The organism is Pseudomonas sp. NMS19W, from assembly GCF_051554255.1.
GTDB classification, from domain to species: Bacteria; Pseudomonadota; Gammaproteobacteria; order Pseudomonadales; family Pseudomonadaceae; genus Aquipseudomonas; species Aquipseudomonas kribbensis.
This window is the reverse complement of sequence record NZ_CP136718.1, coordinates 2100568-2124198: the sequence shown is the minus strand read 5'-3', so window position 1 is coordinate 2124198 and position 23631 is coordinate 2100568. Positions and strand designations below refer to the sequence as shown.

The 23631-nt window shown below is 63.8% G+C and carries 18 protein-coding genes and 1 pseudogene; 4 read left to right on the top strand and 15 right to left on the bottom strand.

The features are described 5' to 3' along the window. Positions 1-2 precede the first annotated feature (2 nt). The 14 genes from R1A29_RS09590 to R1A29_RS09525 form a co-directional block, all read right to left on the bottom strand. Complete coding sequence (locus R1A29_RS09590; RefSeq protein WP_438301270.1) at positions 3-1850, bottom strand: secretin N-terminal domain-containing protein; 1848 nt, start codon at positions 1848-1850, stop codon at positions 3-5. After that, positions 1847-2365 carry a hypothetical protein gene (locus R1A29_RS09585; RefSeq protein WP_438301269.1) on the bottom strand — a complete coding sequence of 173 codons (519 nt, stop codon included), beginning with the start codon at positions 2363-2365 and terminating at the stop codon, positions 1847-1849. Before R1A29_RS09585 ends, R1A29_RS09590 begins: the two co-directional genes overlap by 4 nt. After that, the gene (locus tag R1A29_RS09580; RefSeq protein ID WP_438302023.1) at positions 2365-2904 is read right to left on the bottom strand and encodes a GspMb/PilO family protein; all 540 of its coding nucleotides are present in this window, start codon (positions 2902-2904) and stop codon (positions 2365-2367) included. Before R1A29_RS09580 ends, R1A29_RS09585 begins: the two co-directional genes overlap by 1 nt. After that, positions 2901-3446, bottom strand: a complete 546-nt coding sequence (locus tag R1A29_RS09575) for a PilN domain-containing protein (protein WP_085712072.1) — start codon at positions 3444-3446, stop codon at positions 2901-2903. Before R1A29_RS09575 ends, R1A29_RS09580 begins: the two co-directional genes overlap by 4 nt. Position 3447: 1 nt before the next feature. Next, positions 3448-4251 (bottom strand): hypothetical protein, encoded by an 804-nt coding sequence (locus tag R1A29_RS09570; protein WP_438301268.1) that lies wholly within the window; start codon positions 4249-4251, stop codon positions 3448-3450. Then, positions 4232-5938 carry a GspE/PulE family protein gene (locus tag R1A29_RS09565; RefSeq protein WP_438301267.1) on the bottom strand — a complete coding sequence of 569 codons (1707 nt, stop codon included), beginning with the start codon at positions 5936-5938 and terminating at the stop codon, positions 4232-4234. The genes R1A29_RS09570 and R1A29_RS09565 overlap by 20 nt, the downstream gene beginning before the upstream one ends. An 83-nt stretch (positions 5939-6021) precedes the next feature. After that, on the bottom strand, positions 6022-6555 hold the full coding sequence (locus R1A29_RS09560; protein WP_248744534.1) for a response regulator: 534 nt from the start codon (positions 6553-6555) through the stop codon (positions 6022-6024). A 232-nt stretch (positions 6556-6787) separates the two neighbouring features. Next, entirely contained in the window at positions 6788-7549 is a 762-nt protein-coding gene (locus tag R1A29_RS09555; protein ID WP_438301266.1) for a SurA N-terminal domain-containing protein, read from the bottom strand. A 15-nt stretch (positions 7550-7564) separates the two neighbouring features. After that, entirely contained in the window at positions 7565-9115 is a 1551-nt protein-coding gene (locus R1A29_RS09550) for a cytochrome c/ABC transporter substrate-binding protein (protein ID WP_438301265.1), read from the bottom strand. Between the two features lie 9 nt (positions 9116-9124). Next, entirely contained in the window at positions 9125-9745 is a 621-nt protein-coding gene (locus tag R1A29_RS09545) for an SCO family protein (RefSeq protein WP_438301264.1), read from the bottom strand. Next, positions 9742-10392 (bottom strand): SCO family protein, encoded by a 651-nt coding sequence (locus tag R1A29_RS09540; protein ID WP_438301263.1) that lies wholly within the window; start codon positions 10390-10392, stop codon positions 9742-9744. The genes R1A29_RS09545 and R1A29_RS09540 overlap by 4 nt, the downstream gene beginning before the upstream one ends. Before the next feature lie 13 nt (positions 10393-10405). After that, the gene (locus R1A29_RS09535) at positions 10406-12313 is read right to left on the bottom strand and encodes a cytochrome D1 domain-containing protein (protein WP_438301262.1); all 1908 of its coding nucleotides are present in this window, start codon (positions 12311-12313) and stop codon (positions 10406-10408) included. Positions 12314-12346: 33 nt separating this feature from the next. Next, on the bottom strand, positions 12347-18157 hold the full coding sequence (gene mnxG, locus R1A29_RS09530) for a manganese-oxidizing multicopper oxidase MnxG (protein WP_438301261.1): 5811 nt from the start codon (positions 18155-18157) through the stop codon (positions 12347-12349). Positions 18158-18359: 202 nt separating this feature from the next. Then, on the bottom strand, positions 18360-18971 hold the full coding sequence (locus R1A29_RS09525; protein ID WP_438301259.1) for a lytic transglycosylase domain-containing protein: 612 nt from the start codon (positions 18969-18971) through the stop codon (positions 18360-18362). 201 nt (positions 18972-19172) lie between these two features. Between R1A29_RS09525 and gspG the strand changes: the two genes are divergently transcribed. From gspG to R1A29_RS09510, 3 genes and pseudogenes are all read left to right on the top strand, one after another. Further along, positions 19173-19601: a type II secretion system major pseudopilin GspG gene (gspG, locus tag R1A29_RS09520; protein ID WP_085712061.1), complete on the top strand. Its 429-nt coding sequence runs from the start codon at positions 19173-19175 to the stop codon at positions 19599-19601. Positions 19602-19615: 14 nt separating this feature from the next. After that, positions 19616-20803 (top strand): type II secretion system F family protein, encoded by a 1188-nt coding sequence (locus tag R1A29_RS09515; RefSeq protein ID WP_438301258.1) that lies wholly within the window; start codon positions 19616-19618, stop codon positions 20801-20803. Between the two features lie 77 nt (positions 20804-20880). Next, positions 20881-21406, top strand: a pseudogene (locus R1A29_RS09510) (hypothetical protein). A gap of 125 nt (positions 21407-21531) precedes the next feature. On the opposite strand, the gene R1A29_RS09505 reads toward R1A29_RS09510, so the two are convergent. Continuing rightward, positions 21532-22431 carry a LysR family transcriptional regulator gene (locus R1A29_RS09505; RefSeq protein ID WP_438301257.1) on the bottom strand — a complete coding sequence of 300 codons (900 nt, stop codon included), beginning with the start codon at positions 22429-22431 and terminating at the stop codon, positions 21532-21534. Between the two features lie 162 nt (positions 22432-22593). Between R1A29_RS09505 and R1A29_RS09500 the strand changes: the two genes are divergently transcribed. Continuing rightward, a complete protein-coding gene (locus R1A29_RS09500; RefSeq protein WP_438301256.1) occupies positions 22594-23610 on the top strand; it encodes an alpha/beta hydrolase in 1017 nt (338 codons plus the stop codon). Positions 23611-23631 lie beyond the last annotated feature (21 nt).

Here is a 23631-nt window from a genome sequence, read left to right as displayed (position 1 = left end):
GATCAAGGCTTCTCGACAGTAACGTGAGTCGTTGCCACAGCGGCCTCACCGATGGCGCGAGGCTGCGCGGCCGGGGTTGGCATCACGTAGTTCTGCGAGCGATCCGGCGCCTGGATGTGCATGCTGGTTTCGGTGCCGGTGGGGAACTCCATGTCCGACGGGCTCTGGTACGGCAGGTTGCGCACGATCCGTGGGGTGATCGACAGCACCAGTTCCGACTTGCTGACGTCGTCGCGGTTGCTGCCGAACAAGCGGCCCAGACCGGGAATGTCACCCAGGCCAGGAATCTTGTTGCCGGTGCTGCCATGGTCGTTGCGCACCAGCCCGGCGAGGATCTGGGTTTCACCATCGTGCAGGCGCAACGTGGTCTGGGCGTTGCGGGTGTCGACCTGAACCGGAATGGTGCCCTGGCGGGTCGGTTCCAGCGATGTGGCGTTGCTGACCTCCAGCGCGACCTTGATCGCCACTTCGTTGTTCAGATGCACGGTCGGCTGCACTTCCAGCTTCAGACCGACATCGAGATAGGTCACGCTTTCAGTGATCACCGGGCCCTGGGTCGACGGCACCGAAGTGGCACTGATGATCGGCACGCGCTGACCAATGTGGATGCGCGCCTGTTCACGGTTGCTGACGCGGATCACCGGACTGGCCAGGGTATTGATGTCCTTGTCGGCAGCGTTGATCTTGGCCTGGGGTGCCGGCGAAATGGAGATACGGCTGGAGTTGATGCCCTTCAGTTGATCGAGCACTGACGCCGGCTGACCGTTGCTGTTGAGCACGCCGAAAGTGTTCGGCCACTGTAGCCCGAGGTCGAGAATGCGCTGGCGGGCGACCTCCATCACTTCCACTTCCAGCACCACTTCGGGGTTGGACTGGTCCTGGGATTGCAGGAGTTTTTCCGCCATGCGAATCGCGTCTTCGGTGTCGCGCATGGTCAGGGTGTTCAGGCGTTCGTCGACGAACACGTCGCGAGTCTTGAGCATGGTCTTGATCATGTTCAGCGCGGTGTTGGCGTCGATGCTGGTCAGGTAGAAGGTGCGCATCACCAGCTCTTGATAATCCTTGAGCTTCTGCGGCGAGTCCGGGTAGATCAGCAAGGTGTTTTCGTTCACCACTTTCTGGTGCAACTGGTTCTGTTGCAGCAGCAAGGCCACTGCGTCCTCGATACGCACGTCACGCACGAAAATCGTGGCTTTCATGTCCGGGCGCAGGTCTTTGTCGAAGATGAAATTCAGCCCGGCCACCTGGGACAGCACTTCGAAAATGGTCTTGAGGTTGGCGTCGCGAAACTCCAGGGTCACCGGACGATCGAGCCGGGTGCGCAGTTGCGGGTACTGGACCACGTTGCGGCTCTGCACCAGGCGAATGTTGCCTTGCAGCTCGGCGGCGCCTTCGTTGGTCGGGTCGAGTTCGAGGATCTGCTTGACCTGACGGTCGGCACCGTAAATGTCGCCCCGGCGCAAATCGCCTCGGGCCAGTTCCAGCTTCTCGTCCATGCTGCGCAGATACTCGAGCTGCTTGAGCGCTTCCTGGGCGCGGCGGTTGTTCGGTTCGATGGTCAGCACCCGGCTGTAGGCCAAACGTGCGTTGGCGAAATCGCGGCGAGCGCGGTCGGTGTCACCCGATGTCAGCAACGCCGTGATGGCCTTGGCCCGGCCGCTGTTGAGCAGCAGGTGCAGCTCGGTGTCCCGTGGATTTTCCCGCAGGCCTTCTTCGATCCGGGCCAGGCCCGCCTCGTACTGCCCCTGCTCGATCAAGTCGGAAGCTTCCTTGTTGGCAACCTGCGCGGAGCTGCACGCGGCCAGCCCGGCGCACAGGCCGAGGCTCATCAGCAAACGGGAACGGTTCATTGCGTACTCCCCACAGACAAGGTCTGCGACAAATGCAGAGGCAGGTAGACCAGGCTCAGTTCCGCGTCGGAAATCGCCGCGATCTTCCAGGTGTCGTCGATCACATCCCCGTTGCGCACGACGTAGATTTTTTCGCCGTCCTGCAAAAACACTTGCAGGTCGCTGCGGTCATGCAGGCGGCCGACGAACTGGAACGGCACCGGTGGCAGGCTCGGGGCTTGTACCACCGGGGTCGGGTTGACGGGTTGTTCGGTGACGCTGGCCAAGGTCGGCGCGGCCTTCCAGGATTTGGCGGCGAACAGGTCACCGGCCGGGCTCAGGTCCTTGATCGGCGCTGCACTCGCCTTGGCACTGCTGGCCGGCAAGGCGCCACGGGCGGTGGCTTTGGCCGGGGTCGAGACGGCGACGTCAGTGGCGTCCGCGTCATCGCTCGGCGAAAAATACTCCGGCAACCAGGCCAACGCCGCCGCCACACCGAAGAACGCCACCCACCCCGTTACGCGCTTGGTGTTCATCACGACCTCGACAGGTAAAGGGTCATACGGATCCGGCCGTTGAGGTCGGTGTCGGCGATCTTCTTGCGTTGAAACTCGACGTCTTCCACCACCACCGCCGGCAACTGGCCGAGCAAGGCGTGCAGGAAGCGCCGCAGTTGCGGGTAGCTACCACGCACTGGCAACAGGATCTGGTAGCGCGCCAGATGTGTCTTGGGATCGACGCCGAGGGCGTATTCGCCGCGCGCCAGGGTGATGTGTTCCTGCGCGGCCAGGGCGTAGATGCGGTCGATAGCGACGGTGGCTTGCGGCTGGGCCGGCAGCTTGTTGCGAAAGTCATCGAGTTGACGTTGCGGCACCACTGGCGGCGCGATGCTGCCATCCTCGACCTTGGCCAGGTATTCGGTGGCTTCCTGGGTCTGCTGGCTGAGCTGTTGCAGCGACTGCCAGCCCGGCAGCAAACCACCAAGCGCCCAGGCGACACTGATCAGCAGCAGCGCCGACCCGGCCAGGCCTGGAACGCCGAGGCCTTGCAGGTATTCGTGGACGATCAGTCTCAGGGATTCGCATCGCCCATCTCCCAGGTTGCCGACAGGTTGAATTGCACCGGTTGTTCCGGCGATTTGACGACGATTTCGTGGCTCAGCAGCGACACGTCCGACAGCTCGTCGCTGGCCTCCAGGCGCTTGTGGAAATCCAGCATCGCTTGCAGATCCCGCGCTTCGGCGCTGATCCGCACCTGGCCCTTGCGGGCATCCGGGGTCAGGGTCAGCAGGGCGATGTCATCGCGCGGCATGCTTTCGAGCATGGCGAACAGGCGCTCCCAGGGGCGGCGCAGTTGCTGCGAGACCTTGCGCATTTCGGCGAGGTTCTGCGCCTGCTCACGGGTTTCCGCCGGGCTCAGGCTGGTCTTGGCACCGCTGTCGCCGGTGAGCTGGCGCTGGGTGTGCTGCAAGTGACCTTGCTGCTGTTGGGCCTGATCGCCGAGGTGCTGCTGCACGCCGAAGCACACCAGCGCGAGGAATACACCGCCGCCGAGCAGGCTCCAGCCCAGCGGGCCGGAACGCGGACGGGGCTGGAAGTCGAGATTCAGGGCGCGCATCTCAGGCCACCGCCCGGGACATGACGTACAAGGCGTCACGCACGGTCATCGAGTCGTCTTCGAGAGTGCGCAGGTGCACCCCCGCTACATCCGGCTGTGCATCGAGGCGCGCCGGGGCGTGCAGATAAACGTTGAACGCGCGTTCACTGGTGGAGGCTTGCAGTTGCCGTTCGCGACCGATCAGCGCGGCCAACGCCAAATCGCTGTCGCTGCCGCCCACCGAGCGCACCGATGCCCAGCGCCCTTCCCTGGCCAGCAGCAACACGCTGCGTTGCGGCTCGGCGACCACGAACAGAAAGTCGCCGGCGTCGAGGCTTTTGTCGAAACGGTTGAAGGCGCTCATCAAGTAAGGCTGCACTGAGCGCAGACGCAGGCCGCGACCAGTGACCTGCGTGCGCAGGCGCTCCAGCAAATCCTGCGGCAAGGCACTGGCGATCCGGTCGTGACCGGACGGCTCGGCGGACAACACCAGGCTCCAGGGCTGGGTCGGTGCGCCGAACAGGTCTTCGAAACACAGTTGGGCGAAACCGCGCAGTTCCTCGGGCGTGCTGATCTGCTCGCTCCACGGCACCAGGCAGAAACGGCTGAAATGCCCGGAGATCACCACGCTCAACTCCGAACCTGCACGAGCGTGCTCGCCGAGCAGACGGTCGAGGGTGTCCAGCGCCACCGCGTAACTGTGAAAGCCTTCGTCGATGTAGCCGACGCTGCCCAGCCACAAGGTTTCGCTGCCCCGGCGCTGGCCGAGGCCGACACCGCTGGCGCCGAGCACGGCAACAAATTGATCACGCGATAAAAGTGACACGATTGATCTCCTCCAGCGTGGTCCGACCGTGCTCCACCAGTTCCAGCGCCGATTCGCGCAACAGACGCAAACCACGGGAACAGGCCAGGGCTTTGATCCGGGTGATGGGTTGGCGCTCGACGATCATCTGCCGCAGCTCGTCGTCCAGGTGCAGCAGCTCGGCAATCGCGGTGCGCCCGCGATAGCCGCTGCCCCGGCAGTGGCCGCAGCCCTTGCCGTGGACGAAGTGGTAATGGCCGACCTTTAGCGGGTCGAGGCCGGAAGCACGCAGTTCCTCGTCGCTCGGAGTGGCCGGTGCGCTGCAGTGGCTGCACACCAGACGGATCAGGCGCTGGGCGAGAATCGCGTTGAGCGCCGAGACCAGGCTGTAGGGGTCGATTTCCATTTGGGTGAAGCGGCCAATCACGTCGAACACATTGTTGGCGTGGATGGTGGTGAACACGAGGTGCCCGGTGAGCGCCGATTGCACGGCGATCTGTGCGGTGTCCGGGTCGCGGATCTCGCCGACCATGATCTTGTCCGGGTCGTGACGCAGGATCGAGCGCAGGCCACGGGCGAAGGTCAGGCCCTTTTTCTCGTTGACCGGAATTTGCAGCACGCCCGGCAACTGATATTCCACCGGGTCTTCGATGGTGATGATCTTGTCCACGCCGTGGTTGATCTCGGTGATCATCGCGTACAGCGTGGTGGTCTTGCCGCTGCCGGTGGGGCCGGTCACCAGCACCATGCCGTAGGGTTCGGCGGCCAGACGCCGCAGTTGGCGCAGGGTTTCGTCTTCAAAGCCCAGCGCCTGCAACTGCACGCCGCAGACCTTGTCGGCCAGGTCCTGTTTGTCGAGCACCCGCAGTACCGCGTCTTCGCCGAAGATGCTCGGCATGATCGACACCCGGAAGTCGATCTGCCGGCCGCTGATGCCGATCTTGAAGCGACCGTCCTGGGGCACGCGTTTTTCGCCGATGTCCAGCTCAGCCATGACCTTGACCCGGGAAATCACCTGCTCGGCGAACTCGCTGCCCTGGATCTTGCTGATGTTGTTGAGCACGCCATCGATCCGGTACTTGATCACCAGACCGTTGCCGGTGGTGCCGAGGTGGATATCGCTGGCGTGCATCTTCAACGCGTCGTAGAGGGTCGAGTTGACCAGTTTCACCACCACGCTGGAGTCTTCGCTGATGCTGGTCAGCGACAGGCTTTGCAGGGTGTCGACCTCGCTGCCGGCGTCGGCCTGGGCGTTGAGCGATTCGACGGCGTGGAAACTTTCTTCGTGGCGGGCCAGATAGGCCTTGAGATCGTCGGCATGCACCAGATACAGCGGCGCGCCGTGCAGGCATTCGTCGATCCAGGCCAGGCGTGCGGTATCGAAGGGATCGGCGAACACGCCGATGACTTCATCGTTATGCCGCAGCAGGATGAATTCACGTTTGAGGCATTGCGCGAGGGTGACCCGGTCGAATACCGGCGTCGCCTGAAACAGCGTGTCGGTGTCGAGCACCGGGTAATGCAGGGTGGCGCCGAGGCTGGCAATGAACGGCATCGGCGCCAGTTCGCAAAGGACGTTGAGTGCATTGAGCACCCGTTCCCCGCAAGTGCCGGCCCGCGCCCGGGCCTGGGCCAGTTGTTCACTGGAGAAGCGTGTCGGGGCACACGCAGGCTGCAACGCATCGACGACAACGGACAGACGTTCCATGGCTTGCTCTCCAACACCCGGGGCGTGAGGCCCTGACGGCGCGGGAGGCGGGTTCGGCGAGTGCCGGAACGTCTATCGCGCCATTACTCCCCGGTGAGCATTTGATCGTCGTCCGGTGCCATGACCTCCGACCGGTTTCGTCGGCGGTCCGCCAGCACCCAACTGCCATCGTACAACTGCAACGGGAAGCTCTCGGTCCTGCTCTGGCGTCGTTCGACGAAGCCTTCGGATGGGCTCGCACCGGGTTTCGCTTCGCGCTGGATTCCCAGAAGGTCGCAGACAGCTCGGGCCAGTTCCGCCAAGGGAAACGGTTTGAACAGGATGTGACTGACCCCCAGTTGCCGCGCCCGCTCACAGACTTCAGCGGTCGGGTGACCCGTTATCAGCACGAAATGACACGTCCTGTTCTGGCGGACCGCGTCGAGCACCTCGAACCCTTCCATATCGGGCAAGCGGTAATCGAACACCAGCACGTCGGGAGCGAAGGTCTCGGCCTGGCCGATTCCGTCTGCGCCGTCATGTGCAATCCGGACGTCCAGCCCTTGCGCCGACAGATAATCCTGAAGGTTCTGTGCAAGCAGCAGTTCGTCTTCGACAACCAGTACTTTGTTAACCAAGGTGAACTCCTTGCAGCTACAAATCCGGCCTTCACATCTACTGCCCGAACCTGCTGGAGTGCGCCTCACAAGAGGTAACGCACACTTCATGCCAGGCCGAGTGCCGGTCAATTTATGTCTTCATGTCCTTGAATTTGATGACAATGCCCGCTCGTCCCGGTACCCCGTTCCCCAGAAACGGGGAAGCACCTGAATGGGCATCGAAGCCATTCCCCACTATTGGGGGGAACCTTCAATCGTCGTCAATTCGTTCGATCCTGTTCTGCACCCGCAATTGCGCGAGCACCTGGCGACGAGCCAGGGCCTGTTGCTGTCGGGCACGCTGTACCCGGACTGTTGCAAGCCCCTGCACCTCTGGGACATCGGCTGCCTCCAAGTGGTTCGGCAAATAAATCAAATGCCAGCCGAATGGCGAGCGCACGGCATCGCTGGCGAACGTGGCGCCCTCGACCACGGAGGCGCGCATCTGCATCAAGCGTAGACGCGCCGCCGCGTCTGTGGCGGCATCGGCGTCCGGCGCCACCCGAACCAGCAGATGCCGGGCCTGCAAGGTGTTGGCGCGGATCAACGTGGCGAACATCTGCTGGGCTGCCAGTTCGCGACGGGTGTACTTGGTGAACGAGGCCTCGTCGAACCCCGCATCCTGCAAGCGCCGCAGGAAATTGTCGCGACCACCGATAGCCACGCGAATCTGCTCGACCTGTTGCTGCACCGCTTGATCGTCAATCTTCAGGCCACGTTTTTGCGCCTCCTGCCACAGCAGCTCCTTGTCGATCAGCGTGTCCAGCGCGGCCTGACGCAGCTGTTTATAGGCCTTGGGACTGCGGATGCTCGCGACGGCGCGACCCCGGTCTTCCAGGTATTCGGCGAAAAACCGTTCCAGACGAAACTCGGATATCACCTCGCCGTTGACCCGCGCCGCCACCGGTTCCGGATTGGCGAACGCCATCGGTAACAAGCACGCCAGCAGCCACAACACGCTTATGAGCTTCATGATCAAGACCTCCGTTCAGGGGCTCGCGAGAATCGGTTTGTAGGGCGCGACCAGATAGAAACGCTGATCGGGCAAATCCACGGTGACCACGTGCGCCCCGCTCAGGCCCGCTCGTCGTCCGGGGCCGAAGCTGAGGCGCGGGGTCAGGCCGGTGTCGAAGTCGTGCAGGCTTTCGAGGGCCGTCACCATTTTTTCGCGGCTGGCGTCGCGCCCGGCCTGCTTCATGGCTTCGCTGAACAACAGCATCGAGGCGTAGGCGCCGACTTGCAGCACCGCATGCTGCGCACCGAGACCCTGATGTTCGCGCAGCAGGGTCAGGGCCATGCGCCCGGCCTGGGTCCAGTCGCTGGGCACAAAGGGATAGGCCAGGAAGACGCGCCGGGAAAAGCCTTCGGGCACTTGCATCAAATCACCCGCCACCTGCCCAGACGTCGCGAACAGGTACGGCACCTGCCCCGCATGCTGCAGCCCCGCCGCGAGTTGACTGAAACCGCTGCCGCTGCCCAGGTAAAACACTGAGCGTGAGCCCAGCGGCAAGGCATCCGCCGCCGGGTCGTAGGCCTGCATTCGGACATTTTTCCAGCCGTGACCCTGCAAGTATTGCCCCAGCGCCTGTGCGGCCTGCACCTGATTCGGGTCGTCGGGATAGGCGATCAGCGTCGGTCCTTGCAGCACTTTCAGGCTGGCGGCGGCGTAATCGGCCAGGGCGATCAACTGCTCACGCAATCCCGGCAGCGGTTCGAAAATCTGCGCACTGGCCTGCACCGAACCCATCAAGGACAACGGCCCGATCAGGGGCAGACCGGCCTGTTCCAGGCGCGGCGCCAGTTCGTTGTCCAGCGCCGGGGCCAGCGGAGCAATCAGCGCAAAGACCTTTTCCTCGTCGATCAGCCGTTGCAGGGCCTGCTCGGCGCTGACGCGGTCCGGGCCGGGATCGACCACGGTCAGACGCAGTTGTCGGCCATGAATGCCGCCCGCCTGATTGATCCGCGCCACGCTGCCGTTGAGCACCGCCGCCACCGTGGCGCCCTCCTCGGCCAGCGGCCCCTGGCTCGGCAGCAAGGTGCCCAGGTGCAAGGTCTGGTCATCGAGCCCCGGATCGCGATCGTCGGCCAGGCGTTTGAGATACGCGGTGAGGTTGCGCTGATCCTTCATCGACAGCAGAAAGCGCGGCATGCTCGGGTCGAGCCGATTGTTGCCGGGGTCACGCCCCTCCTGAATTACCCGCGCCAGGCTGTTTTCGGTGTAGGCCGGGTAGCTACGGCCATTGACCTGTTGCTGACCGTGGATGCTGGTCAGCCGTGACCAGTTCAGCTCCGGCGGCCGCACTCCGCCCTCGGGCCGGCCAAGGCCGTCGGCGCCGTGGCAGTTGGCGCACGGCAGACTCGTGGCCGGCAGCAACACATCCGCCGCGCCGACCCGCGCCATGATCGCCTCGCCGCCGGCCGACAGGCCTTCGCGATAGAGGCGCTTGCCAGCACTTTCTTCATCGGTCAGCGGCAACGCAGCCGCGCCGAGGCTGACGCCAGCAAGCAGGATCAGGGCGAGGACGCGGCGCAGGTTCATGGCGCGGACTCAGCGGCCGGCCACGGGCATTGTCAGCAACTGCAAGCGCTGGGCAATGGCGGCGGCCGGGGCGTCGGGGCGGATCTTGCTCCAGCGTTTGTTGGCGACGTCGCCGACGATCAACTGGGTCGAGTGCTGCTCCGGCGTCGGCACGATCTGGCCGATGCGACCGAGCACCAGGTCCATCTGCGCCTTGTCGCCGGTAAGGAAAAGCCAGTGAGGGTCATCGGCGCCCTGCTTCAAGGTGTAAGCCTTGAGCACCGCCGGCGTGTCGCGCAGCGGATCACTGGTAAGGGAAATGAAGGTGACGCCTTCGGCCTTGTCGCCCAGCAGCTCGCGGACTTCCTTGAGCTTGCGGGTGATCAGCGGACAGGCGTCGTTGCAACTGGTGAACATGACGTTGAGCAGCACCACACGGTTTTGCAGGGCGTCACTGTAGAAGCGCTGAGTGTTGCCATGCTGATCAAGCAGGGGCGTGTCGGTGAACCAGGTCTTTGCGTCGTGGGTGCCTTTGGCTGGCGCGGCGGCAACCGTTGCCGGAGCCTCGGGCGCATGGCCTTCGTGGGCAAACGCCACGTTGCCGAGAATCAGGAAACAGATCGTCAGGGAGATCCAGTCGAGCATTCTCATGGCTGTTGCTCCATGGCAATCGCGGTGTGTCTGGCGTGGGTGCGCAGGCCGCTGAGTTTTTCCACTTCCTTGGCCAGCAGCGCCGGGTCGGTGAAACCGTAGTAGCGCATCCAGTGGCGGCTGTTGCCGTCACCGACGAGGATCAACGGCTGGTGGTTCTTGAAGTCACCGCTGAAACTGCCGAGTCCCTTGAGCGTGGCGTTGATCGACTGCGGCGAACCGGTCAGCCAGCTCCAGCCCGGCCCGCGCTGGAAAGAGCGGGCGTAATCCTGCAGGCGTTTCGGGTCGTCGCGCTGCGGATCGATGCTGATCGACACCAGTTGCACTTCGCCGCCGACCCGCGAACCCAGCTGTTTCTGCACCTTGCCCATGATCGACGAGACCACCGGGCAGACCGTGGTGCAACTGGTGTAGATGAAACTCATGACGACGATTTTGTTGTGCACCAGATCCTGTTCCAGGCGCACGGTCTTGCCGTTCTGGTCGAGCAGCGGCACGTCGACGAATTTGACCTGGGTATGTTCCTGAGTGCTGGTGGCCGGCGCCTTGTGCCCCGCGTGTTCATCCGCCGAATGTGCCCGGGCCTGATGAATGCCGGCGGCCAAAAGGCACAGGGTCAGCAGGCCGGATGATGCGAATCGGTTCATGGTGTTGTCCTCGTCACTGAGTCTGGCCGGGCAACACCCGGACACTGGCAAAGGTCTTGTCGTCGAAACCGGCGCCCAGCGATGCCGCGCGCACATGCAGGTACCAGGCGCCGCTGCGGTCGAGGGTCAGCGGGGCTTCGTACACACCGTCGGCGACTTCCAGCGCCGCCACTTCACGGGGCCGCGATGTCGGCGCGAGGAAGTAGCGCAACTGCACGTCTTTCACGCCGGTGCGCTGCGCCTTCTGTTTGCCCTCGAAGATGCGGAACCGCACCACATACGGGGCGTTGAGCGCCACGGCGGTCTTGCCCGGCAGGAACTCGACTTGCGGCGGGCCGACGTATTTTTCAGCCGCGCCGTCGGATTCCACCTGGGCGCTGAAGCAATGAATGATGTTCGGCTGATTGAGCAGGAACGCCACGTCGAAACGCCCCGCCGCCGGCAGTTTCACCCGGGCGCTGTACAGCCCCGGCGACACTTCGCGCAGGCTGCGATCGACGACCAGGGCCGCACGCGCCACCTGTCCCCGATTGAGGTAACCGGACATCGGCGCGTTCATGCCTTCGGCGTAGAAATAGGTGGTGTTGTCCACCGGGTTGACCACGAACACCGCGTTGTCGTCCCGCGAAACGGCGAGGCTCGACGCCAGCGGCAGATCCCCGGCCAGCCGTGGCGGCTGCGGCCCGGCTTCGAAGCCTTGAGTAATCGGCTGACGCCCTTCGCCGAGCGACGCCAGATTGATCATCGTGACCTTCGGCGACGCCAGCCCGCGCACGTAGGCGTAGGCCTTGGTGAACACCACTTGCCAGGGTTCGGCCGAGACGTCCAGATCATGGATCGCTGAATCGTTGGCCGCATCGATGACCGTGGCGCGATTCTCCATCGTGTTCAACACCACACCGAAGCGACCATCGGCGCTGAATCCCATCGGGCCGAGACCCTGTTGCAGCCTGATCACCCGCCGTACGTCGCGACTGTTGGCGTCGATCACCGTGACGGTGCCGTCCTTGCCATCGGCTACATACACCGCACCGGACAGCGGCGAGTACGCCACCGACAACGGGCTGGAACCGGTTTTGATCTGTTGCAGGAGGCTCAGGCTGGCGATGTCGATGACGCTCAACGTGCCGTCGTCGCGGTTGCTGACGAAGGCGGAGCGGCTGTCCTTGCTGAAGGCGATTTCGTGGTGGCCACGCCCGGTCGCCAGATGCTTCAGTGGCTTGAGGCTTTGGGCATCGATCACCGTGACACCGGACTCTCCAGCCTTCGCCGCGTTGTTGCCAACCCACAGCAGACGCTCGTCCGGTTGCAGCGCGACCCGCACCGGTTGGCTGCCGGCGGCCACCGAATCAATCACTTTGAATTGCTCACTGTCGATCACCGCCACTTCCCCTGCCGCCGGCATCGACACGAACACCCGTTTGTTGTCCCTGGGCGTGACCCAGTCCATCGGCGGTTGCTTGAGTTCGATCCGCGCCAAGGTACTGGTGATGCCGCCGACCGACACCGACGGATCGATCACCGAAACGCTGGCATCGCGGTTCATCACCAGCAGGAAATAGCTGTTGAGATCGAGCAACGGCCGCGCGCCAATATTGGATTTGAGGAACGTCCCGACCCTGGATTTGCAACTCTTGTCGCGGCCCTGGGCTTGATCGGCGGCAACGGTTTCCGGATCGATCCACGCCCCCGGCGCCACCCCGGACAGCGGCTGGCCGGAGGCGCCATCGGTGACCCGGAACTGCACGTCGGCGAACTCGCCTTCACGCAATTTGCCGTCGTGGGCCAGCGGTTGCAGGTTAAACGTGATGGACACGCCATCGCGGGTCAACGTCTGCGCCAGGGCAAGCTCGCCGAGCGTGAGCAGCGCACCTGCGATGGTCAGCAGACACACGCCAATGATGTTGATGATCCTGTTCATGTCGCTCTCCCCTGCCAATACTTCCCCGTCCGGTTACTGAGCGGGCGGTGCCGGCTCGGCCTCATTGGTCACCCGCAACAATCCCCACAACCCCGCCGTGTTGCCGAACGACGCGTTGTCGCGGAACAGGTAGTCCCCCGCTATCGCGTTGGCACCGCCGGCGCTCGGCAGCATGAAGCTGAAGTGCGCCGCCGGCAGCACGCTCTCCCGGGCGCCGATGTACATCGACATCGGGTTGTAGCCGAACTTCACCGAACCCACGCCGGGGGTGTTCATCGGGTAGCCGCCGACATCGCTCTTCTCCGACTGGAACGGGTTGACCGACCACAGATGCCCGTCGAGCTGGAAGGTCGAGCCACGGCTGCCACCGGTCGGCATCAGGATGTGGGTGCGGAACGGCTGACCCGGTCTGGCGTAGAACACCGGGGTCTGCGGATCGCCGCCGACCAGCGCGTTGCTGTAGGCCATGTGCGCGTTCGGCACGTCGCCGTAGCCGTGGCCGTCGGCGCGACCGAACGGTGCGTCCGGCGCGAGGCCGAAGCGGTACCACATCGGTTCGGCCTTGTAGTTGATGGCCATGCCGGCGTTGTCCTTCGGATCGTTCGGCACGCCCATGCCTTCGGAGGCGATGCCTTCTACTGGCCGGCCGTTGGCCCAACGCAGGTTCAGGGCGCGCTGCCAGACCATCGCAAAGTCGCGATAGGCCGTCTGCCCCGCCGCCGTCACCGTGGCGCTGACTTTGCGCACGTCATCCACCCAGGTCGCGCCGACCGGCAGGATGCTCATCGCCCCGCCCAAGCCTTTTTGCGGTTGTTTGATCACGTCCGCCGGGGTGAAGTTGAGGCCGCCGAACTCCACCGCCGTGGCGTTGATGTTGTCGACGCTGCGCCCCAGTTGGGTGACCGGTTTGCCTTCGCGCTCCAGATGCCCGGCGTAGTACTGATAGGTACGGGTCGGGTAGGCACCGGTGCTGCCGGCGCGCGGTGGCACGGTCTGGATCGGGTTGGCGCCGACGTTCACGCCATCGGACTTGGTGATGTCGTAGGCCAGCAGTTGCGCGTGCAGTCCGACATGGCTGGACGGCCGCAGCAGGTTGTTGTTGAAGGTGGTCGAGCCGTCGCCACCGTTGCGGTCACGTTTGACCAGACCTTGCAGGATTGCGGTCTGCGCGAGGTCCGGCATCACGCTCGGCAGGCGGTTTTCCAGGGTGATGTTGATGCAGTCGCCGGCAGCGGCGCGCAGCACCAGCGGCTCTACCGGAATGCCGGGTTTGAGTTTGCCGGTGGCCGGATCGAGATCCGCCTTGCGCACATACAGGATCGCGGTCGGGTCATGGATCGGCCCGCTCTGGCCGCCGATGGTGATGGTTTCGCCATCCTCGGGATCGGTCACCGTCACCTGCGGAATGCTCACCGGCCGCGAGTTGAACACCAGCGTGCCGCCGGCCGGATTCAACGGCCCGCCAACGTGCTGGCCGAGCCCGGCCGAGTCACCGATGGTCAGCCCCAGCGGGTTGCGCAGGATGTCGTTGGCCAGCGCCGCGACGATTTCATAATTGCGCTGCACGGTGGGCCGGGTGCCAATGCCGTTGGGGTTGGCGCTGATCCGTGGGCAACTGCCTTCGAACGCCACGGTGTTGCGCATGCCCGTGGGTTTCGGGTTGTTCGGCAGCGCGAACAGGTCGTTGCGTTGCGCGGTGTAGTTGCGCATCACGCCCCAGATGCCGTTCCAGTAGCCTTCGATCGAGGCGTCCATCGAGTACAGATAATCCCCGGTGGTCGCAGCCGAACTCGACAGCATCGACACCGGCGCAATGAAGCCCATCTGCTCGGAGATCCCGACCATCTGCGAAGCGCGCCAGCCGGAGTTGGAGCTGTTGCCGAACCCGGAACCGCTCTGCAGCCACTTCACGCCGTGCAGGGTGACGTTGTGCTCTTCCTCGTGGCCGCCGGCATGCACCCGCAACCGTACGTTGTCGCCGGTGTAGGTGCGAAGCATCGGCGTGAACGGATCACCCGGTTCGGCGCCGCCCTTGTTGATGTGCGGCGGGAACAGTGTGGTGCCGCCGGTAGGCCCGGTGGCCGAGCTGATCTGGTTCGGCGCCAGGTTCAGTGCCGGGATGGCGCGGTCGGTGCGGCTCTGCATGGCGTACGCCAGGTCACCGCCGAGGCCGTCGGCCTGCATGCCGCGCTTGCCGTCCGGGCCGACTTTGTTCGGGTCGAACACCCGCAGGCCCAGCGGCTCGTTGCGATAGTTGACGACGAACATGCCCGGGTCATCCACGGAAATCGCCTGCGGACATGGCCGGCTCGGGCAGCCGGGTTTGATCCCGCCGCGCGCCTCGATTACTGCTTCGAGCAGGTTGCCGGCGTTGTTGCGCACCGGCGGGTTGATCGCAAAGCGGAAGCTGTCGGCCGTGGCCGGGAACGCTTGGGCATTGGGGATGCCATTCGGGCCGGCGCCCACATACACCCCGGCTTCATAGGCGTGCTGGAAGTCGCTGTATTCGAGGAAGAACTCGCGGAAGCTGTCATTCAAACCGTCGCCGTCGAGGTCGCCGGTGTTGATCACCGCTTGCCACGACGTCGGCCCGCCGTCCTGCCGGGCGCCGCTGTACAGAGGCTCGCCGGTTTCGGCGTGGAACCAGGTGGACCCGGCCGGTTCAGCCAACACGGTGGCGTAGAGGCCGATCTGTTGGTGTGTCGATGGGCCGAGGTGGTCGTGGGTGAAGATCGTGCCCAGGCCGCGATCCACGCCTTTGCTGTTGATCACCGGGTCGACGAACCAGCGCTGCATCGCCGTGCGTGCGCCCATCCAGTCACTTCGCCCGTACTGGCCGAAGAACGGATGCGCCTTGGCTTTCGGGCAGGCCGGAGTGCCGTCGCGCGGATCGGTGCCGGCGCACTGGTTGAACTCGCGGATCGCGTGCACGCGCTCCTGCACGGCGCCGGGGGAAAGCACACCGTCCTCGTAGTTCCAGCCGTTGGAGGAACCGTCGGCCGCCGTCAGGTCCCACTTCGGCAAATGAATGTGCTGGCCGATCACGTCGGTCGGGGTGCGCACCTGATAGTCGTCCATCTCGTAGACGGCCGGCACCAGGTTGGTTTGCTGGTATTGCACGCAGTCGAAGGTGTTCATGCGCATCACCAGCGGCTCCGGCGGACGCTGCTTGGTGATCACCGGCCAGGCGTCTTCCCACAGCGCGAGGATGCGCGCTTGAGGGAAGTGATAACCGACCTTGTTGTACACCGCGTCGAACTGGATGTTGGCGGCTTTGTAGACCCGTGGCCGGTCGGCGGTGAAGGCCGAGGCGCCGACAAACGACATGCCGTCGATACGCTCGCCGCTGTTGAATTCACCGCTGCCGGCGCTGCTGGTCAGGCGTTTTTGCCGGTCGTCCATGCACGGTTCGTAGTACGGCGCGCCGGCAATCGGCAGAGCGCCGTTGGTACGGAAGGCCTTGGCCACGATTTGATTACCGGGCAACAAGGCAAAACTTGGATGATCTTTCTTCGCGTGGAAGGCCATGGCGGCCTGTTCGACTTCGGTGCCTTCCTCGGGCAGATAGATCGGTTTGGCGCGGGTGACTGCCTTGGAGAAATCCAGCGACGTGGTCACGGTGAGCGCTTCGCCGCCGGCGGATTTGCCGTCCAGTGCATGGCGTGGCAAACCACCGTCCCAGCCGCCGGATTGCAACGGATCAAGGTTGGCCCACAGTGCCTTGCCGCTGGCTTTGAGGGATTGCGCGGTGGCGGCGTCGAGCATGTCCAGCGGTGGGGTCGGCGGACGTTGTCCGACCGAACTTTCCATGCCGCCGATCCAGAACGGATAGCCGGGATTTTTCAGGCTGCCGTCGGCGTTGCGGTTGGCTTCACTGCGATCCACCAGGGCCAGCGATCCCACGGCTTGCCCGCCTGCATTGCTACCGTGGTGATCATCGTCACCCTCTTCTTCGTCATCGTAGCCGGCGACCAGGGTTTCACCGATTTTCGGCACCACGACGACTTTGCCGGGCATCGGCGCCATGGCTTTGCCCGGCAGCGGCACCACCGCCGGAATGGGCGTACCGGCGATGATTTCGCCATCGGGCAAGGCGCGGGCACCAGCGGCCGGTTTGCCGCTGCGCAGGGCATAAGGCTCGCTGTGGAAACCGTCGGCACCTTGCTCGGAAACCTCAAGTCGGGTGCCTTCTTCAAACACATCGTGCACCCGCCACATGGCCCACATGCCCTGGGCGAAGTGCGGATAAAAGTGGCAGTGGTAGATCGCATCGCCGGCCACTCGGTTGCGGTTGCCCGAGCCGCCGTTGGCGATTTCATAGGTGTAGCCGGCGCCCGGGCCGATGCCCTGGGCGTCGACATAATCGGAGTTGTCATCGTTGGGGTTGAACAGCCACTGGTGGCCGTGCAAGTGGAAGATATGGTGTTCGTACCCGTTGTGGGTGTTGCGGAATTTGACGAAGTCACCGATGTAGCTGTGGGCGACGTTCGACGGCTCCGACGGATACAGCGCCATCGTCGCTTTGACGCCGACCTGATCGGCGCGCGGGGTCTGGCCCGGGGCGATGTTCTCAAGCCCGGTGTTGGCCGGCACGTCTACCAGCATCGCCACGTCGCCGACGGTGTGCGAGCTGAGGAAGAATTCTTCGTAGGCGCAGGACAGGCAATCGTGCATCGGCCCCACGCCCAGACGGTTGGCAATCACTTCGGCGCCCATGCCGCCAGCACCGTAGTTGATCATGAAGGAATCGCGGGTCGGCTCCAGCACATGGCCCATCACCGGGTCGGCGAAGTACGCCGGGAACGCCTGGGTGACGGCAGTTTCATCCTGGAACTGCGCGGCGAAATCGCGGAACGGCTCGAGCCGGTTGGGCAGCGCCGGGTTGCGTTTGCCCACTGACTCCAGCGGATAGGTGATCGGCGGAAAGCTACCGTCGGGGTTGCTGCCCATGACGATGGCGTCGCTTTCGCTGGAGATGATTTCACTGCCGTCGACCATGCTGATGATCGGCGAGCCGGCCTTGCCTTCGCGCAGCCACGGCTCGCGCTGCGGATAGCGGGCCTGGTAATCGACGATGGGGTGTCCGGCGGGAGTACGGCCAGTGCTGGCCAGGCGCATTTCTTCTTCGGTGAGGGTGTTGCGGTAAGTGCGGCCGCCCTTGGGCACGACCACCACCTGGGCAAACAGACCGTTGGCATTGTTGCCGGCCGCGCCCTCCCCGCCGAACGTCGCGCCCCGACTGCTGACATCGAACGCCCCTTCTCGCTCGGCGTACAACAAGTAGGAACGGCTGGCACCGGGGGCGACCAGACTGTTGGCATTGCGCCCGGTAAACGAGGCGATGTCGTCGATGCTGTTCACCGCTTGCAGGCCGTTGACCTGGAAACCGACATGCCGGTCGGCAACTTGTTCGTCGGCCTTGAAGGCTTCGCCGATGTTGGCGTTTTCCGCTTCGCCCTCGGGCTCGGCGTGATGATTGGGGTTGGCCTGATACGTCAGAAGATTCTGCAGGTTGATGGTCAGGCAATCCCCCGCGGCCACGCGCAGCACCAGTGGCCGTGGACGCTTGTCCGGGCGCAGCGACACTTTGCCCGGCACCGCCGAACCGCCCAGGGCCAGTGACCGGTCATGGTCATCGACCACGTCGCGACGCAAGGCGAACATCATGCCGTTGACGTTCTGCGCGCCGAGGCGGTTGAACATCAGCGGCTGATCGAAGGCCACGACGTTGGCCACCAGATTACGTTCGCAGCGCACGGCGGCGCTGGCCAGTTCGACGCTGAGCATCGAGGCCAGCAACAGCAGCCAGTTCAACAGGGACGGTGCGTGGTGAATGCCAACCATGATCGGAAACCTCGTAGTGGGTGCTCACAGGGAATGATTCTCGACAAACCCGCTGGAGCAATCCGCATGCCACAAAAAATTTCATTACCGCTCAGTCAGTTACACAAGCCACTTGAGAATCCGGGGAAAATTCCCCACCCGATTCCCCGATTTTCCGACCCGGCGAATTTGCCCCGAAAGTGGGGAAAACCGGGTTGAAGGTTTACAACGGCGCATCCGCCGCCAGCCCCTGCAAACGCCGGTACTGACGCAGGACGCTGGGCACATAACGCTGGGTTTCGGCGAACGGCGGGATCACCCGGCCACGGCTGAGCACCGCGTCGGGGCCGGCGTTGTAGGCCGCCACGGCGAGGGCGATGTCGTTATCGAACAGGGTCATCAGGCGCTTCAGATACCGGGCCCCGCCCTGGATGTTGGCGCGGGGGTCATAGACGTCGGTCACGCCCAGTTCGCGGGCGGTGTCGGGCATCAGTTGCATCAGCCCACCGGCGCCTTTGGCCGATGTCGCGCCGGGGTTGTAGTTCGACTCGGCGTTGATCACCGCGTGCAACAGCGCTTCGGGCAAGTGATTGGCTGCAGCGGCAGCCGACACCAGCTCGGCGTAAGGCTGATTGGCGATCAACTGCGGTTGTTGATCGAGGCTGACCACGGGCATTTGCGCCTCGTGAATGACCCGTTCGTAGGTGCGTCCGGGGCGGTGAACGTTGGACAGCACGTAGCTGCCCTTGGCGTCCACGGAGACAAACACATCGGCTTCGGCGATGCCGATCAGCAGCATGCAGCCAAGCAGTCCTGCGCAGATTGGATTGAGCATTGGGCCTCCCCTGACAGGCCCGGAAAATTGGGGGAAATGCCCCACTGACCTGTCGTGAATCAGCCGTACGCAAGCACTGTGCCGACTCTCGAAAGCCCCGTACTTCAAGGGCTTCAGCCCGGGCGCAGGAATTATCGGGGGCTGAGCATGGCAATTGCATAGCCCCTTGGGCGACTCGGCTGCCACTCACCGGAGGTCATCATGAAGCTGCATGTTCGTCCGCGCGCCCAACGGGGATTCACCCTGCTCGAATTGCTCGTGGTGCTGGTGGTGCTCGGCCTGCTGGCCGGGATCGTCGCGCCGAAATATTTCGCACAGCTGGGGCGCTCCGAAGTGAAAGTCGCCAAGGCGCAGATCGAAGGCCTGAGCAAGGCGCTGGACTTGTATCGGCTGGAAGTCGGCCACTACCCGTCCACCGAACAAGGCCTGCAGGCGTTGGTGACCGCGCCGAGCGACGAGGCGAAATGGACCGGCCCGTACTTACAGAAAAAACTGCCGCAGGACCCGTGGGGCCGCAACTACACCTACCGCTACCCCGGCGAAAACGCCGAGTACGACCTGCTGTCGATGGGCAAGGACGGCCAGCCCGGCGGCGAAGGCGAAAACGCCGAAATCACCAACTGGCAATGAGCGGAGCACACGGCATGCGTTTTCATCTGAAGGCAGTGGGCAAGGCCGGCGTGGTGTCGCTGAACATCGAGGCACCCGGACACAGCGAAGCGCGACGCATCGCCGAGGATCAGGGCCTGCGCGTGGTCAGCCTGCACGCCGAGCGGCACTGGCGTTCGTTGCGCCTGAGCCAGCGTGAGACCTTCAACCTGGTGCTGTTCAGCCAGGAACTGACAACGTTGCTCAATGCAGGTCTGCCGTTGATCGATGCACTGGAAAGCCTGGCGGAAAAGGAAACCGCTCCCGCTGCCCGCAAAACCCTGAGCGAGCTGGTGCGGCTGCTGTACGAGGGCAAGTCGTTCTCCCAGGCACTGGCCCAGTTGTCGGCGGTCTTCCCGCCGCTGTACGTGGCGCTGGTACAGTCCAGCGAGAAAACCGGCGCGGTCGGCGATGCGCTGGGGCGTTATGTCAGCTATCGCCAGCGCATGGACGAGGTGCGGCAGAAGATCGTCAGCGCCTCGATCTACCCGTTGCTGTTGCTGGTGGTCGGTGGCGGCGTGGTGCTGTTTCTGATGGGCTACGTGGTGCCGCGCTTCAGTCTGGTGTTCGAAGGACTGGGCTCGAACCTGCCATGGCTGTCGCAGATGCTGATGAGCAGCGGCATGTTCCTGCACGCCCATCAGGGTGAATTTTTCGGCATTCTGGCGGCGATCATCACCGTTCTCGCCGTGTTGCAGAAACAACCGGCGTTTCGCCGTGGGCTGGATCGGCTGGTGGAGAAACTCCCCGCCGTGCACCAGCGGATCTTCATGTATGAGCTGGCGCGGTTTTACCGATCACTGGGGATTCTGCTGCAAGGCGGGATTCCGCTGGTGACCGCCATGGGCATGGTGCGCGGCCTGCTCACCGTGGCGTCCCGGGCCCGGCTCGACCAGGCCTGCGAGCGAGTGCGCGAGGGGCAATCGCTGTCCACCGCGCTGGAGCTCAATCGACTGGTGACGCCCGTGTCCCTGCGCCTGCTGCGCGCCGGCGAGCAGTCCGGCAACCTCGGGCAAATGATGGAACGCAGCGCCGACTTCTACGACGAGGAAATCAGCCGCTGGATCGAGTGGTTCGTGCGGCTGTTCGAACCGCTGCTCATGACCTTCATCGGCCTGTTGATCGGGGTCATCGTGATCCTGATGTACATCCCGATCTTCGAACTCGCATCGAGTATCCACTGACCTCGGGAACGGGTCGGATCACACGCAAACAAGGCACATCCACGTTCCCAATCAAGACAACAAAGACGGAGAACGATATGCACATTCAAAAGCTCATGCTCGCAATGGCCATCGGCGCAGTCCTGTCGGCGTCCACCGTATTGATCCCGGACAACCTGTCCGGGGTGTCCAGCGTTCAGGCCAAGGAAGGTGGAAGTGGGGGGAGGAAACGGTGGAGGCAGCGGAGGTAGTGGCGGTGGTGGAGGCGGCGGCAGCGGTGGCAATGGCGGAGGCGGCAATGGCGGTAGCCACGGTGGCAGCGGCAGTGGTGGCAACAGTGGCCACAGCGGCAGCGACCATGGTTCGGGCCACTCCGGCGACAGCGCCTCTTCGGGACGCAATGGTACCCACGCCGAAGCTGGCGACGATCATGGCGTTCATCGTGCTGGGGAGGTCGGGGACGACCATGGCGTACACCGCGCAGGTGAAGTCGGTGACGACCATGGCGTACACCGCGCAGGTGAAGTCGGTGACGACCATGGCGTACACCGCGCTGGCGAAATCGGTGATAACCGTGGCGTAAACGTTGGCGGCGAGCCAGGCGATGACAAGCGCGCCAACTAAATCACCTTGAAACGCAACACCTGTGGGAGCGAGCTTGCTCGCGAAGGCGCCAGTACGCACAACCTCTTCGCTGGCAGACAGAAAGCTTTCGCGAGCAAGCTCGCTCCCACACTGTTTTTCAGCGACTACAAAATCGCTTGTGTCTGATCCAGCCGCTCACGCAAAAACTCGATCAACGCCTGCACCGGCCGCGACGCCTGACGATGCTGCGGGTACACCGCCGACAGAATCAACGGCTCCGGGCGCAAATCATCCAGCACCGGCACCAGCCGCCCGTCCTTCAATGCCGCGCCGACAATGAATGTCGGCAGGTAAGTAATCCCCATCCCCGCCACCGCCGCATCCCGCAGCAACTCGCCGTTGTTGACCCGCATCCGCCCGGTGACATTCACCAGTTGCGGCTTGCCCTGCCCTGCATTGAACCGCCATTGAACCGAACGCCCGTGACCGTAAGGCAGGCAGTCATGGCTGAGCAGATCTTCCGGTTTGACCGGAATGCCACGCTCGGCGAGATAGGCGGGACTGGCGCAGTACACCCGCTCGATGGCCGCGATGCGTCGGGCAATCAGGGTCGAGTCTTCCAGCACACCGATGCGCAGCGCCAGGTCATAGCCTTCGCCGAGCAAGTCCACCGGACGGTCACTCAGATCGACCTCCACCGTCACCTCGCGATAACGCTGCAGGAACAGCGGCAGCAGACACCCCAAATGCGCCACCGCGAACGACAGCGGCGCGCTCACGCGAATCGTTCCGCGCGGCTCGGCGGTCTGCCCGGCGATGCCCTGCTCCACCTGTTCGACTTCGCTTAGCAGCCGCAGCGCCGATTCGTAATAGCTCTGGCCCAGCGGTGTCACGTCCAGACGCCGGGTCGAGCGGTTGAGCAAGCGCACGCCGAGGCGCTCCTCCAGTTGCATCAACCGACGGCTGACGAACTGCTTGGACAGGCCCAACTGATCGGCCGCCGCCGTGAAGCTGCCGGAGTCCATCACCTGGCAAAAAATACGCATGTCTTCGAACGGGTTCATTGTCACTCTCTGGTTGACAGTTAAACGCTTTATAGCCGCTTTTTCACTTTCCGGCACCTCATTAATCTGTGCTCACGGTGTTGCTGAGGCCTGAAGCCCAGCGCCACAGCAGCCCGATCCCAAGGCATACAAAAACTCAAACGACTAAAAAAGGAATTGCACATGAACATCAAGAAAACCCTCGCCGCTTCCCTCCTCGCCCTGTCCATCGGCAACGCATTCGCCGCCGAAGGCACTGGCGTCGAACACAACACCCAGGCCTTCCTCGATGCCCTCGCCGCCGGCGGTGGCAAACCGCTGGAGCAACTGAGCCCGAAAGACGCCCGTGCGGTGCTGACCGGCGCCCAGGCTTCGGTGAAGGTGGACCTGTCCGGCGTTGACGTCAGCGACAAGGCGATCAAGGTCGATGGCCAGACGATCAACCTGAAAGTGGTGCGCCCGGCCAAGGTCAAGGGCGAGCTGCCGGTGTTCATGTTCTTCCACGGTGGCGGCTGGGTACTGGGTGACTTCCCGACACACCAACGCCTGATTCGTGATCTGGTGGTGGGTTCTGGCGCGGTCGCGGTGTACGTCGATTACACGCCATCGCCGGAAGCGCAGTATCCGACCGCGATCAATCAGGCTTACGCTGCGACGAAGTGGGTGGCGGAGCACGGCAAGGACATCGGCGTCGACGGCAAGCGTCTGGCGGTGGCCGGCAACAGCGTCGGCGGCAACATGGCGGCGGTCGTGGCGCTGATGGCCAAGGAACAGAAAACCCCGGCCCTGCGCTTCCAGTTGCTGATGTGGCCGGTGACCAATGCCGGGTTCGATAACGGCTCGTACCAGCAGTTCGCCGAGGGCCATTTCCTGACCAAGGGCATGATGCAGTGGTTCTGGGACAACTACACCACCAATCCGGCCGAGCGTGCGCAGATCCATGCCTCGCCGCTCAACGCCAGTGCCGAACAGCTCAAGGGCCTGCCCGCCGCGCTGGTGCAGACCGCCGAGTTCGACGTGCTGCGCGACGAAGGCGAAGGCTACGCCCGCCACCTCGACGCCGCCGGTGTACCGGTGACCTCGGTGCGCTACAACGGGATGATTCACGACTTCGGACTGCTCAACCCGCTCAACGGGATTCCAGAAGTGAAAGCCGCCGTGCGCCAGGCTGCGGCGGAACTCAAGACCCATCTGAACTGAGTGCAACCCCTCGCCACACCT